This is a genomic window from Kribbella sp. NPDC059898 (genome assembly GCF_042730855.1).
Classification (GTDB): Bacteria; Actinomycetota; Actinomycetes; order Propionibacteriales; family Kribbellaceae; genus Kribbella.
The window spans coordinates 180,917-194,665 of record NZ_JBHWKR010000010.1; the positions used below are offsets into that span (position 1 = coordinate 180,917).

At 70.1% G+C, this 13,749-nt stretch carries 13 protein-coding genes; 1 reads left to right on the forward strand and 12 read right to left on the reverse strand.

Annotated features, from left to right (window positions below; genetic code table 11):
* The first annotated feature begins 29 nt into the window (after nt 1-29).
* Nucleotides 30-1,571: a GMC oxidoreductase gene (locus ACFV9C_RS28775; protein WP_380198548.1), complete on the forward strand. Its 1,542-nt coding sequence runs from the start codon at nt 30-32 to the stop codon at nt 1,569-1,571.
* On the opposite strand, the gene ACFV9C_RS28780 is transcribed toward ACFV9C_RS28775, so the two are convergent.
* From ACFV9C_RS28780 to ACFV9C_RS28835, 12 genes are read right to left on the reverse strand one after another with little or no spacing between them, the layout of a single operon-like run.
* Nucleotides 1,560-2,819 (reverse strand): hypothetical protein, encoded by a 1,260-nt coding sequence (locus ACFV9C_RS28780; RefSeq protein WP_380198550.1) that lies wholly within the window; start codon nt 2,817-2,819, stop codon nt 1,560-1,562. The two genes, ACFV9C_RS28775 and ACFV9C_RS28780, sit on opposite strands and share 12 nt — an antisense overlap.
* A gap of 8 nt (nt 2,820-2,827) precedes the next feature.
* Nucleotides 2,828-4,141 carry a glutamate-1-semialdehyde 2,1-aminomutase gene (locus ACFV9C_RS28785; protein WP_380198552.1) on the reverse strand — a complete coding sequence of 438 codons (1,314 nt, stop codon included), beginning with the start codon at nt 4,139-4,141 and terminating at the stop codon, nt 2,828-2,830.
* Nucleotides 4,138-4,686, reverse strand: a complete 549-nt coding sequence (locus ACFV9C_RS28790; protein WP_380198554.1) for a dTDP-4-dehydrorhamnose 3,5-epimerase family protein — start codon at nt 4,684-4,686, stop codon at nt 4,138-4,140. The genes ACFV9C_RS28785 and ACFV9C_RS28790 overlap by 4 nt, the downstream gene beginning before the upstream one ends.
* A 2-nt stretch (nt 4,687-4,688) precedes the next feature.
* Nucleotides 4,689-5,942 carry a polysaccharide pyruvyl transferase family protein gene (locus ACFV9C_RS28795; protein WP_380198556.1) on the reverse strand — a complete coding sequence of 418 codons (1,254 nt, stop codon included), beginning with the start codon at nt 5,940-5,942 and terminating at the stop codon, nt 4,689-4,691.
* A 2-nt stretch (nt 5,943-5,944) separates the two neighbouring features.
* Nucleotides 5,945-6,886: a glycosyltransferase family 2 protein gene (locus ACFV9C_RS28800; protein WP_380198558.1), complete on the reverse strand. Its 942-nt coding sequence runs from the start codon at nt 6,884-6,886 to the stop codon at nt 5,945-5,947.
* The gene (locus tag ACFV9C_RS28805; protein ID WP_380198560.1) at nt 6,883-8,163 is read right to left on the reverse strand and encodes a hypothetical protein; all 1,281 of its coding nucleotides are present in this window, start codon (nt 8,161-8,163) and stop codon (nt 6,883-6,885) included. The genes ACFV9C_RS28800 and ACFV9C_RS28805 overlap by 4 nt, the downstream gene beginning before the upstream one ends.
* A 3-nt stretch (nt 8,164-8,166) precedes the next feature.
* Nucleotides 8,167-8,820: a class I SAM-dependent methyltransferase gene (locus tag ACFV9C_RS28810; RefSeq protein WP_380198562.1), complete on the reverse strand. Its 654-nt coding sequence runs from the start codon at nt 8,818-8,820 to the stop codon at nt 8,167-8,169.
* A 53-nt stretch (nt 8,821-8,873) separates the two neighbouring features.
* Entirely contained in the window at nt 8,874-9,989 is a 1,116-nt protein-coding gene (locus tag ACFV9C_RS28815; RefSeq protein ID WP_380198564.1) for a class I SAM-dependent methyltransferase, read from the reverse strand.
* The gene (locus ACFV9C_RS28820; RefSeq protein ID WP_380198566.1) at nt 9,986-10,672 is read right to left on the reverse strand and encodes a PIG-L deacetylase family protein; all 687 of its coding nucleotides are present in this window, start codon (nt 10,670-10,672) and stop codon (nt 9,986-9,988) included. The genes ACFV9C_RS28815 and ACFV9C_RS28820 overlap by 4 nt, the downstream gene beginning before the upstream one ends.
* On the reverse strand, nt 10,636-11,436 hold the full coding sequence (locus tag ACFV9C_RS28825; protein ID WP_380198568.1) for a glucose-1-phosphate cytidylyltransferase: 801 nt from the start codon (nt 11,434-11,436) through the stop codon (nt 10,636-10,638). Before ACFV9C_RS28825 ends, ACFV9C_RS28820 begins: the two co-directional genes overlap by 37 nt.
* A gap of 16 nt (nt 11,437-11,452) precedes the next feature.
* Complete coding sequence (locus ACFV9C_RS28830) at nt 11,453-12,673, reverse strand: class I SAM-dependent methyltransferase (protein ID WP_380198570.1); 1,221 nt, start codon at nt 12,671-12,673, stop codon at nt 11,453-11,455.
* A complete protein-coding gene (locus ACFV9C_RS28835) occupies nt 12,670-13,734 on the reverse strand; it encodes an NAD-dependent epimerase/dehydratase family protein (RefSeq protein ID WP_380198572.1) in 1,065 nt (354 codons plus the stop codon). The genes ACFV9C_RS28830 and ACFV9C_RS28835 overlap by 4 nt, the downstream gene beginning before the upstream one ends.
* Nucleotides 13,735-13,749: the final 15 nt, after the last annotated feature.

Consider the following 13,749-nt stretch of genomic DNA (forward strand, 5'->3'; position numbering starts at 1 on the left):
CTGTGGTGCGACTGAGGAGGTATGTCGCGGTGCCGAATTCACACGCCGCGGAGATCGTCACCGATCTCTGCATCATCGGCGCCGGGCCCGCGGGCATCGGCGTCGCGCGGACGCTGGCCGGCACCGGGGCCCGGATCTGCATCCTGGAGAGCGGTGGCCCGAACGTCGAGCGCCGCGTGCAACGGCTGAGCAAGGGCGAGACCGACGGCTACCCGCTGCACCAGCTGCACCGATCGAGGGTTCGCGCCTTCGGCGGCACGCTGCGGCATCCGAGAGTTCTGCACGGCGGGTGGCTCGCCCGTCCGCTGGACCCGATCGACTTCGAGTCCCGCCCCGGGCGGCCCGACTTCGGCTGGCCGTTCGACCGCGACCACCTGATGCCGTACTACGTGCGGGCCCAGCGGGACTGCGGCCTCGCGCCGTACGACCTGGTCGACGGTGACCCGATGTCCGACGGCCGGCCCGCGCCGCCGGTGCAGGACGACGAGATCGTGCCCGCACTGTTCCAGGTCTGCTCCGCGGACTTCAGGGACGAGCTGCAGATGTTCGCGCGTTCCGCGAACGTGCGGGTCGAGCTGCACAGCCGGGTGGCCGACATCACGACCGATCCGTCCGGCCGGCGCGTCGTGTCGATCACCGCCGTACGCGACGACGGCAGCCGGTTCGTCGTACGGCCGAGGATCGTCGTACTCGCGACCGGCGGGATCGAGAACGCCCGGCTGCTGTTGACCGCCGACGGGGGCAAGGGCATCGGCAACGAGCACGACCTGGTCGGGCGGTACTTTGCCGAACGGCTGTCGATGCCGGTCGGCCACGTCGTGCTGTCCGGTGCGCACACGGTCGACGACGCGAGATTCTTCGCCGACCTGCACGGCGCGACGGGCGCGGTCCGGATCGCCGAGAACGTCCAGCGGGACAAGGATCTGCTGAACTGCACGTTCTCGCTGGTCCCGCGGCCGGCAGCGGTCGCGACGCCGGCGGTCCGGTCGCTGACCACCCTGCGCAAGGCCGCCGGCAGGCGGCCCCGGATCGACGGGTTCGGTACCCATGTACGCAACGTCGTCACGGGACTTCCCGATGTCGCCGACCTCGCACTGGGCAAGGTGATGTCGCGGCCGCGGACGCTGATGCTCCGCGCCATGGGTGAGCAGGCGCCGAACAGCCTGTCCCGGGTGTCGCTCGGCTCGCGCCGGGACGACCTCGGGATCCCCGTCGCACGGGTGACCTGGCGGCGGTCGGCCGAGGACCAGGAGTCCCTCCGGTCGTCGGTCGACATTCTGGCCGCAGCCTTCCGGGCCGGCGGGTTCGGGTACGTCGAGACGCTGTTCGACGACGTACCCGCGACACTTGTCGAAGGCAACCATCACCACATGGGCACCACGCGGATGAACGCCGATCCACACAAGGGCGTCGTGGACGGCGACGGGCGCGTGCACTCGGTGCAGAACCTCTACGTCGCCGGAGCGTCGGTCTTCCCGACGTACGGGGCGTCCAACCCGACGTTCACGATCATCGCGCTCGCGCTCCGCCTGGCCGACCACCTCCGCGGGGTCCTCGCTTCAGGCGGGTGATCCCTCGGGCACGTGCTGTCGGAGCGCACTCGTCAGCTGCTGCCACCAGATTCCGGTGCCGAGGATCGCGGCGAGTGCGGAGCCCCAGACGGCGCCCTGGGCTCCCCAAGCGAGTGCTCCGGCGGCGCAGAACACGACGGCCAGTGGAGCGTTGGCGAGTTGGCAGCGCATGGTCCGGTCGGCTCGGCCCAGTGCGCGCAGACCGGCCGACGGACCGACCTGCAGGCAACCGGCCAGGTTCCTGACCGTGATACCGAGCACGAGCACCTGAGCTTGCGGCCAAACGGTCCCGAGCAGCACCCTGCCGAGCCCGAACGGGAAGACGACAAGGACGACGAGACTCCAGGCGAACGACACGACGGCCAGTCCACCGCTCAGTCCGAGGCAGAACCGCCGCAGGTGCCGGTCGCTCCGTCGAACGGCGCGCGCCGCCTCCGGTACGGCGACCTGCGCCAGACCCATCAACAGCGCGCTCACCGGGCCGACCAGCATCTCACCGCCCCTGATCGCGCCGACCGCCGCCAGTCCGACGGTCGCCGCCACCACGACAGCGCGGACCTGCCCGACCGAGGCGAGTACGACGTTCTCGACCAGGAAACGCGGACCGAGATCGCGATGCCGGCGCAGCCAGCCGGTCGCGGCCCGCGGTCGCGGCACGATCCCGGCCTGGAACACGCCGAACAGCGCGGACAGCGTGGCCGACCCTCCGAACGCGAGCAGCGACCACGCGACCCCGTGAGCACCGGCATGCCCGCCGACGAGCAGAGCACCGAGCAGCAGCACGGTCCAGACCGAGTCGTTGACGAAGGCCTTCGCCCCTTCGCCCGCGGCGAAGAACGCCTGCCGCCAACTGTCCTGCAGGGTGAGCCCCGGCAGCCCGGCGGCCAGTGCGATGAAGGCGCCTCCGACCTCGGAGCCCGGCATCGCGCTCCGCAGGACCACCCCGATCGCGACGCAGCCGACTCCACCGGCGAGCCCGACGAGCAGCGCGACACCACTCGAGGCCGCGACCCCCTGGCGCCAGGTCCGTCGCGGAACGTCGCTGAACCGGACCATCAGCGCGTCGGTGGAGAGCGCACGCGACACGTTGAGGATGATCCCGTACGCCACGAACGCCACGCCGAGTGCGCCGAGGCTCGCGGCTCCGAGTGTCCTGGCGACGTACACACCGAGCAGGAAGTTCTCCAGGCTGGACACCGCCTGGTCGGCGACTCCCCAACTCAGCCGTCGCAGGATCTGACGACGCACAGGTTCCCTCAGGCGTACTTGCGGAAGACGGGCTGCACGGGCCGCCCTGGCAGGAAAGCCGTCACGTCCTGCGCGTCGAGCGCCTGGCGGTAGACCGTGCAGGCCTGTGCGACGACCTCGACGGTACGGTCGATGTCGGCATCGGTGAGCGCACTGCTGACCACGAACGACGGGCCGATCACGCCGCCGAGAATGAGCTGGCGGAGGAAGAGCGTCCGGTACGGCTGGGACGGCTGGCGTTGCTCGTCGAGAGTGGCGAACACGAGGTTGCTCGGCCGGCCGCGGACCACCACGTGGTCCTGAACACCAGCAGCCGCGGCAACCTCGCGGACGCCCGCGGCCAGCCGCTCGCCGCGCTCGTGCAGCCGGGCAGCAATGCCCTCCTCGGCGTACACGTCCATCACGGCGATGGCCGCGGCCAGGGCGTGCGTCTCGGCGCCGTGAGTCGTGGACAGCAGGAAGACCCGCTCCCGGCTGTCCCGCAGGCCGCCGCGTTCCATGTACTCGCGGCGGCCGGCCAGCGCCGACACCGCGAAGCCGTTGCCGAGCGCCTTGCCGAAGGTCGAGAGGTCGGGCGTCACGCCGTACAGGCCTTGGGCACCGGCCTCGGAGTAGCGGAAGCCGGTGATCATCTCGTCGAAGATCAGCAGCGCGCCGTACCGGTGGGCGAGGTCGCGCAGGCCTTCCAGGTAGCCCGCGGGCGGGTCGTGCTGGGTCGCGGCCTCCAGGATCAGGCAGGCGATCCGGCCGTCGTGCTGCCGGAACAGTTCCTCGGTCGCGGCCAGGTCGCCGTACGGGAAGCCGACCGTCAGGTCGCCGTACTCCGCGGGGATGCCGGCCGACATCGGGGTCCGGGCGATGAACCAGTCGTCGATCGAGAAGAACGCGTGGTCCGAACACAGCGCGACCAGCGGACGGCCGGTGACCGCGCGGGCCAGTTTGACCGCGGCCGTGGTGGCGTCCGAGCCGTTCTTGGCGAACTTCACCATCTCGGCCGTCGGCACCGAGGTCAGGAACCGTTCGGCCGCCTCGAGTTCGACGATGCTCGGCCGGACGAAGTTGCTGCCGCGATCGAGCTCCCGCCGGACCGCCTCGAGCACCTTCGGGTGCCGGTGGCCGAGGCTGACGGCGCGCAGGCCGGAGCCGTACTCGACGTACTCGTTGCCGTCGACGTCCCAGACGTGGGCGCCCAGACCGTGGTCGATGACGGGTGCCATCTCCAACGGGTACTGGTCCTCGCCCTTCGCGTAGGTGTGCGCCCCGCCGGGGATCAGGTCGTGCAGTCGCTTGTTCGCGGCAACGGACTTCTCGAAGGACTTCATGTCAGCCTCGCAGTGGCCAGGGCGAGTGAGTGGGCGGCCTTGTCGCGCTCGGACATCAGCGTGATCGGAAGCGGCCACGGGATGTCCAGCTCCGGGTCGTCGAACCGGATCGCCACGTCCTCGGACGGGTCGTGCGCGCGGTCGATGCGGTACGACACGTCCGCCGGTTCAGTGAGCGCCTGGAAGCCGTGCGCGCACCCGGCGGGCACGTACACGGTCACCTGGTTCTCGCCGGTCAGCTCGAACGTCTCCCGGTTCCGGTACGTCGGTGAGCCCGGCCGCAGGTCCACGACCACGTCGAAGACCGCGCCGTACGAGCAGCGCACCAGCTTCGCCTCGCCGCGGCCGGAGCGGACGTGCATGCCGCGGACGACGCCCCGCCGCGAGCGCGAGATGCTGTCCTGCACGAAGGCGTCCGGGTCCAAACCGGCCGTCTTCACCACGTCCCGGTCGAAGGTGCGCGAGAAGAACCCCCGCTCGTCGCGGTGCGGTGCCGGGCGGAACACCAGCGCTCGGGCGATCGCCGGTACCTCGATGACTTCCATCGCTACTCCCCCTGTTCCAGTACGACGTGTTCCGCCGCGGCCCGGGTCCCGCCGAACAGCACCGCGGACAGGACGTCGTACTGCCGCTCGAGCTCCCGCACGTACTCGGCGTTCCGCTCCCGCATGGCCGGCACGACCGACGGCGCCCGCGCCTCGAGCGCCCGGAACTGGTCGATCAGCCGGGCGACGTCGAGTCCGCGGAGCGGCTGCCGGAACTCGGCGAGCCGCATCTGCTCCACCAGCACGTCGCTCTTCGTTCCGTAGCTGATCGAGATCGTCGGCTTCGACAGCTTCAGCGCCGACAGCACGTTGTGGTACCGCGACGCGACGACCAGGTCGGCCTCGGCCACCTGGGTCATCAGCTCCCCGAGAGTCTCGGCCGGCTCACTGACCACGCGCTTCTCGCCGAGATCCGGCCGGGTCCGGCGCAGGTCCGCGACGATCGCGTCGACCACGACGAGATCGGCCGGGTCGCCGATGATCAGGCGGATCCGGTAGCCCTGGTCCACGAGCCAGCGGGCGAACTCGGTGATCTTCGCGGTGTACTCGGCGAGGATCTCCTCCGCCTGGTGCCGATCCGCGTTGGTCCCGCGGTACGCCATCACGCCGAGACCGACGATCCGCTCCCGCCGTTCGGGCACGGCCGGCGCCGGCAGCCCGAAGGCGAGGTCCGGGTACACCTCGTCGGCGCTGGTGTCGAGGCCCATCTGCCGCATCGCGTCGCGGGAGTAGGCATCCCGGAACGAGCGGTACGACGCGAGCCGGGCCGTGCCGACGTACAGCCGCCGCAGCGTGCGTTCGCGGGCGAAGTTCGCGCCGACGCTGACGAAGGCGGTCCGCACACCGGCGAGCCGCGCCGACAACGCCATCAGGAACAGCGCGTACGGCCAGCCCCACGGGCGGACCTCCAGCGTCGTCTCGAGCACGCCCATCCCCGGCACGATCACCACGTCGTAGTTGCGGACCAGGCGGGGCATCCGGACCAGGTCGGCGACCTTGCCGAACGTCTTCCGGACGGCCGTGCCGAGCCGGGAACGCCCCGGGCCGTGCTGCTGGTACCAGGTGATCGCGACCGCCGGGATGCCGTACTGGCGCTCGAACTCCACCGGATCGGCGCAGACACAACTGAGCTCGGCCTCCGGATGGCGCGTCCGGACGAAGTCCAGCATCGCGTCCAGCGAACCGTGGTTGCCGAGGTTGCCCGACCCCAGCAGCCCGAAGAACGCCACCCTTGGTGGCCGCGGTGTCTCGCTCATGGTCAGGACGCCTCGCCGCGAACCACTGCCGAGCTCTCCGGGATCCGGGCCGGCGGTGTCGCCGGCTTGCTGTCCTCGATCCGTCCCGTCGACCGGCCGGCCGCGCGGCTCGCCATCCAGCCCAGCAGGTGCCGGTAGCACTCCCGCCGGTCGGCGGCCGACAGCGGCGCCCGGCGGATGCCTCCGACGAACCCGTTCACGTACTCCGCCAGCAACCGGACGGTGGGGTTGCGCAACCGGCTCGCCCGCCGCGGCTCCATGTTCGCCGACCGCGAGCGGATCGTCGGCTTGGCGCGCTCGGCGCGATCCGGGTGGTCGCGCCGGAAGAACAGCAACTCGGGCACCTGGCTGAACCGGCCGTACAGCGCCAGTTCGGCCATGATCGTCCGGTCGGAGTGGTGGTAGCTGCCGTTCAGCGGCGTCCGGCGGAGGATGTCGGAGCGCATCACGCCGTAGAAGTCGTCGCCGCCGACGTCGAACAGCAGGCTGCGGAACCGGTCCGGCGCGTGCGGATTCGCCGTGTCGAGCGGGTAGTCGACCTCGAGCACGATGTCGCCGGCGCCGTCGATGATCGCCTGGTAGGCGTGCGCCAGCACGAGGTACGGGTCGTCGTCCAGCGCCTCGACGCAACGCCTCAGCAGGTCCCGCCCGTACAGGTCGTCGTACGACGCCCACTTGAACAGCTCGGTGTCCGACTGCTCGAAGCACCAGTTGTGGTTCGGGGTGGCGCCGATGTTCACGGGCTGGCGGAAGTACGTGATCCGCCCGTCCTTGGCCTGGTACTCCCGGCAGATCTCCTCGGTGGCGTCGGTCGACGCGTTGTCGGAGATGATCATCCGGTAGTCGCCGTAGCTCTGCCCCAGCAGGGCGTCCAGGGACTCGGCCAGGTACTTCTCACCGTTGTAGACCGGCAGACCGACGGTCAGCCGCGGTACCGCGTTCATGCGCTTCTCGCTTCCTCTACTTGGGCTTGCTGCGGCGCGGGGATCGGCTCGGAGCCCAGTTGCCGGCGCTCACGGATTCCCACGCGCAGCGTGAACCACCAGACGAACGCGCTGGACGTCGTCGCGCCCGCCGCTCCCCAGGCCGAGCCCAGCGCGCCGCCGACCGCGCCGCCGGTGACGCCGCCGACCAGGTAGAACGCCGACGCGCAGAGCTGTGCCTTGAGACTGCGCCGCGCGATGCCCAGAGCTCGTAGCCCGGCAGCCGCACCGGTGTTGAATCCGGCCGCCGCCACCGCCAACGTTGCCGGCAGCACCAATGCCGAGGCCGTCAGCCAGACTTCGCCCAGCAGTGCGTGCCCCCACTTGTCCGGAAGCGCGAAGAGGAGCAGCAGACCCCAGGCGAGCGCGGCGGTCGCCTGCGCCCCGCCCAGCAGGAGACAGAACAGCTGCAGCCTGCGGGCAGATCGGCGAAGGACCCGCGCAGCCTCCGGCACCGCCACCAGCCCGACACCGGACAGCACGATGAAGAACGGCCCCAGCAGCATCTCCGCACCGCGGACAGTGCCGACCGCGGCGACTCCCGCGAACGCGCCGAGTCCGTACATCCGCAGCTGATAGGCACCGCTCTGGGTCAGGTTCTCGGTCAGGTACCGCAGGCCGAGATCGCGATGCTCCGTCAACCAGTGCCGCGCCCGCGTCACCCTCGGCACGACACCGGCCTGTACGCCGCTCACCAGCGCGGCCAGGATCCCCGCGCAACCCCACGCCACCACGAACCGGGTGACGCTCGGACTCCGCGACGCCAGGTACAACGCCGGAACCAGACCGAGCGCCCAGGTGATGTCACTGACGAACGCCTTGCTGCCCTGACCGGCGGCGAAGAACGCGAACCGCCAGCTGTCCTGCAGCATCAGCCCGGGAAGCACGATGCCCAGGGCAACGAACGCGGCTCCGGTGCGGCCGCCGAGGGCCGCGCCGATACCCGCGCAGATCGCACCCATCACGACGCCGACCACGATCGCGGTACCGGAGGAACCGGCCACCGCGGCGCGCCAGACCGGACGCTGAACGCCGCTGAAGCGCACCGCCAGCGGGTCCGTCGCGAGACCACGGGAGATGTTCACGACCACGCCGTACGTCACCCAGGCCAGGCTGAACGCGCCGAACTCCAGCGCGCCCAGCGACCGGGCGACGACGATGCCCACGATGAAGCTGACCAGGCTGGTCACGGCCTGGTCGGCCAGTCCCCAGGTGAGCCGGCGGAACACCCCGCGCATGGGTCAGCGCCCCGTCTCGTGCGGGACGGGCAGCGCGAGTTCCTGCAGCGGCCAGACGCCGATCCGGCTCGGGTCGACGTCACCGCCGTCCGGGAAGGACTCGACCGGTTCGGGGAACTCGAACGGCGGCCGGCCGAGGTTCAGCCGCCGCCAGTTCCGGCCGGTGAACTGGTTCCGGTTGTGCTCGACCTCCGGATAGGTGTTGGTCAGCAGCCAGGTCGCGCCGGTGCTGCGGAAGTTGTCCAGGATCCGCGCCGCGTCCTGGAACGAGACGTGCACGAGGCAGTCCCGGCACAGGATCGCGTCCGCCCGCGGCAGCTCGTCCCGGGTCAGGTCCGCGACCACGAACTGCCGCTGCTCGTCGCCGAACTGCCGCTGGTTCGCCGCGATCACGCTCGGCACGATGTCGACCCCGTAGTACTCCCGCACCGGAAGGTCGATCTGACGCATCCAGTTCAGGTCACCGCAGGGCGCGTCCAGCAGCGACTGCGCCTCGAGCCGGTGCAGGACCTCCGGCAGGTTCCGGCGGATGTCGACGGTCGCCCGCAGCTCGGACCCGGTGCCCGATCCGGACTCCCCGCTGGCCCACCCAGCGGTCTCGTAGACGTGGGAGAACAGCTTCTCCCGGGACGTGACGCGCCACCGCAGACGGTGCATCGCCGGCAACTGCGGGAGGGTGTCTCGTAGTCGCCGGAGTATTCGGCGCATCGTCAGCGCCCCCTCTCATATGGCTCCGGAAGTGGGATCAGGTACGTCGCTCCCCAGCCGCCGCCGTCCTCGAGCTGGGTGATGATCTCGTCGGCGATGTCCCAGGTGAGGACCAGTACGACGTCCGGCCGGGCCGCCGTGAGTTCGGCGATCGGGCGGATCGGGACCAGGCCGCTGCCGGGGATCCGGCGGCCGTGCTTGCCCGGTGCGAGGTCGACGGTGAACGGCAGCAGGTCTGTCGTCACCTTGCTCAGGTCGAGCAGCAGCGGAGCCTTCGACGGCGCGCCGTACCCGAGGACCGTGCGACCCGCGGCCCGGTGCCGGGCCAGCTCGACGTGCAGGGCGCCGGCGGCATGCCACGCGGCCTCCTGCAACGTGCCGAGCTGTACCTCGTCCGCGATGCCGGCCGCGTCCTCGTCCTCCAGTACGACGTCGACCGACGCGTCCGGGTGGGCGTCCGCGCCGTGCCGGAGCATCACCAGCAGGCTGCCGCCGTACATGTCGACCTGCCGCACCGACTCGACCGCGAGACCGTGCAGCGCGGCGAGGTTCCGCAGCGCGCGCAGCGACATGTACACCCAGTGGCCGTGCCGGACCGTGTCGAACTGGTTCCCGACGAACAACGGCAGCAGGTGGTGGAACTCCATCACCAGCAGCCCGCCCGGCGCGAGCCGGTCCGCCCGCAGCTTCAGCATCTCGCCGTACCGCGGCTCGTGCACGATCCCGTGCACGTCGACGACCAGGTCGGCCTTCTCACCGTCCTCTGCGAGCCTTGTGCCCGCCGCTGTCAGATGCTCGAGCCACGAACCCCCGTGCGGGCTGCCGAACTCGAACACCACGTTCAGGTCCGGATACTCGCCGAGGATCTCCTTGGCCGAAGCCTCCGCATGCGCGCGGCTGGTCGCCGACTCGACAGCCAACGGTTCCTCCGGCAGCTGCGGCTCAACCGGCCCGAGCTGCACCAGCGTGCACCCCCGGCACAACCAGAGCGCGAGCGGCCACCGCGGATCCGGCCCAGGGGTCTCGGCGGCCGGGAAGTAGTCGGCACACGGCTGCGCACCGAGATCGACCACGGGTACGACGTTCTCCCCCGCGCATCCACGACACCGGAAGCTCACCATGTCAAGGTCGCCTTCGCCGTCGTGAAGGCCTCGGCGTACGGCGCCCGGCACTCCATCCCGCGCAGCCGCGCCAGCCCGGCGAACACCTCTTCGTCGAACCAGTCGTGCGGGACCTGCGACGGGTACGCCTTGTGCAGCAGGGCGATCTTGTCGCGGAGCTGCTCCTCGGTGAGCTCGACGTACAGCCATGGCCGGCTGAAGTCGCCGTCCCACTTGGGGATCTCGTAGTGCAGCACCAGGTGGTTGCGCCAGACGGTCGGCGCCAGCTCGGCGATGAGCCGGTGGTCCTGGTGCGCGTCGGTCCGGCTCGGAGCCAGCACCAGGTCAGCACGCCGGCTGCCGCGGGCCGTTGCCTCCAGCAACTCCTTGGTCTGGTTCCAGTACGCCGGGAGCCGGCCGTCGGGAAGCTCCGCCGACGTGACGGTGACCTCGCACTCGGGCAGGAACAGCTCCGCCGCCCGGCGCGCCTCCTCCAGGCGGACCGGCGTACCGGTCGCGATCACGAACTCGGCGGACAGCTCCGGCACCGACTCGGCGAGCTTGAGCAGCGTGCCGCCGCAGCCGATCTCGATGTCGTCCGGGTGGGCGCCGAGGGCAACCAGATGGACCGGGCCCTCGATCAGGCCGAGCTGGAAGGGGAGCATCAGACCGCCGCCATCGCCGACGTCTGATGGCTCCACAAAGCCCACGGCTTCTTGCCGGAGCGGTACAGGTCCTCGAGCTGGCTGCGTTCCTTGAGCGTGTCCATCGGCGCCCAGAACCCGTGGTGCGGGATCGCCTCCAGCCTGCTCATCGCGGCCAGCCGCGGGAACGCGTCCCCGACCAGGTCCTCGCCCTCGTGCAGGACGTCGAAGATCTCCTTCTTCAGCACGAAGTACCCGCCGTTGATCCAGACGTTCAGGTCGGCGGCCGACCGCAGCCCGGTGATCCGCGAGTCGGTGCCGAACTCGACGACGTGGAACGACGCCTGCGGCGGCACCGCGAGCAGGCTCGCGGTGATGTCGCTGGTCATCACGTGGTCGACGATCTTGTCCATCGGCGCGTCGGTCAGCACGTCGCCGTAGTTCGCCAGGAACGCGTCGTCGTCCTCCAGGTACGGCCGGACCCGGCGCAGCCGCTCACCGATGCTGGTGTCGATCCCGGTGTCGACGAAGGTGATCTTCCACTCGCTGATGTCGGACTCGAGCAGCTCGATCTGCTCCCCGCCCTTGGTCATCACGAAGTCGTTGGAGACCGTCTCCTCGTAGCGCAGGAAGTACTCCTTGACCGATTTCCCGCCGAACCCCAGCGGCAGGATGAACTCGGTGTGCCCGAAGTGCGCGTAGTACCGCATCACATGCCACAGGACCGGCCGATCGCCGATCGTCATCATCGGCTTCGGTGCGGAGTCGACGCCGCTGCGCATCCGCAGTCCGTGCCCCCCGCAGAAGATCACGACCTTCATGCTGCTGCCCCTCGTGTCAGATAACTTCGAGCCGCGGGATGGGTACGACGAACCTCGCGCCCCACTCCCGTGCGTAGCCCAGCTGGTGGACGATCTCCGTGCGCAGGTTCCACGGCAGGATCACGATGTAGTCGGGACGCGTCTCGGCCAGGCGTTCCGGGGCGAAGATCGGGATGTGCGTGCCCGGCAGGTACATGCCGTGCTTGTGCGGGCTGCGGTCCACCGTGTACGGCAGCAGGTCCTCGCGGATCCCGCAGTGGTTGAGCAGCGTGTTGCCCTTGCCAGGAGCGCCGTACCCGGCGACGGTCTTGCCGTCGCGGCGGGCCTGGATCAGGAACTCCAGCAGGTCGGACTTGATCGTGAACACCTCGTCGGCGAAGCCCAGGTGGCCCTCGACGGTGTGCAGGCCGGCGTCCTGCTCGTCCTGCAGCACCTTGCCGACCAGCTCGGTCGGCTCGCCGCTCGGTGACGAGAACAACCGGAGAGAGCCGCCGTGGCTCTGCAGTTCCTGTACGTCGACCACGGTCAGCCCGGCCTTCCCGAGTGCTTCGGCCGCCGTCTTCAGGGTCAGGTACTGGTAGTGCTCGTGGTAGATCGTGTCGTACTGCCGGTTCTCGATCAGCCGGAGCAGGTGCGGGAACTCCAGCGACACCAGGCCGTCGTCCTTCACCAGCGCGCGCAGGCCCTTGGCGAAGTCGACGATGTCGGGCACGTGCGCGAACACGTTGTTGCCGACGACAAGGTCCGCCTTCCCGTGCCGCGCCGCCGCGTCCTTGCCGGTCGCCTCACCGAGGAAATAGCTCTCGGTGCGGATGCCCTTCTCGTTCGCGATCTTCGCGATGTTGGCGGCCGGCTCGATGCCGAGTACCGGGATGTTTTGTGCGACCGCGTGCTGCAGCAGGTAGCCGTCGTTGCTCGCGGCCTCGACGATCAGGCTGTTCTCGTCCAGGTCCAGCCGCTCCTGCATGTCGACGACGAACCGGCGCGCGTGCTCGACCCAGCTGGTCGAGTACGACGAGAAGTACAGGTAGTCGCTGAACACGTCGTCGGCCGCGACGTAGGCCGGCAGCTGGACGAGCAGGCAGTTGCCGCAGATCCGGACGTGCAGCGGGTAGAACGTCTCGCCGCTGTCGAGCTGGTCCGCGCGCAGGTAGCTCTCGCACGGCGGCGACATGCCGAGGTCGACGAACGTCCGGGTCAGCGGTTCGCCACAGAGCCGGCAGGCGGGATCGGTCATGGCTGCAGCTCCTTCGGCCCGGGGAACTGCGCGTCGGTGCTGCGGCGCAGCCGATTGTCGACCAGCCCCGCGTCGAGCAGCTGCTGGATGCGGCGCAGCCGGACGAACTGCGCGGAGTTGAAGTCGCCGAGCGTGAGGCCGTGCCGCCGGTAGGCGTCGTACAGCTCGTCGACGCCCTTGCGGACCGACCACTGCAGCCGCAGCTCCGGGAACGTGTCGTTGAGCTTGCCGAAGTCGACCTTGTAGTTGCGCAGGTCCGGCCCGGCGCCGTCGGCGATCGACAGCGTCGACCCCGGGACCGCCTCGCGGACCATCTCGGCGATGTCGCGGACCTGGACGACGTCCTCGGACCGGCCGACGTTGAACGCCTCGTCGTGGATCGTCTCCCGCGGCGCTTCGAGGACCGCCTCGAACGCGCGGCTGATGTCCTCGATGTGTACGAGCGGCCGCCACGGCGTGCCGTCGCTCTCCAGCCGGACCTGGCCGGACGTCATCGCGATCGCTGTCAGATTGTTGACCACGATATCGAGCCGCAGCCGTGTCGAAGCGCCGTACGCGGTCGCGTTCCGCAGGTACGTCGGGCTGAAGTTGTCGTCGGCCAGCTTCGACAGCTCCTGCTCCGCCAGCGCCTTCGTCTCACCGTACGCCGTTACCGGGAACAGCTCAGCCTCCTCGGTCACCGCCTCCGACCCCGCCGCGCCGTACAGGCTGCACGACGACGCGAACAGGAACCGCGCGACGCCGGCGTCCTTCGCGGCCCGGGCGAGATTCAGCGTCCCGTCGAGGTTGACCGAGTACGTCGCGGCCTTGTCGAGGTTCCCGAGCGGATCGTTCGACAACGCGGCCAGGCACACGACAGCGTCGTACCCCCGCACCTCCGCCGCCGTCACGTCCCGCAGATCCCGCGGCCCCCGCTCCCCGATCGCCTCCGGCCCACCCAACAGGTCGCACCCCTCGTACAACCCGGAGTCCAGCCCCCCGACCTGATGCCCCCGCCCCCGCAGAAACGGCACCATCACCGCCCCGATATAACCCCGATCCCCCGCAACCAGAACCCTCATCCCGCCATCCCCTCA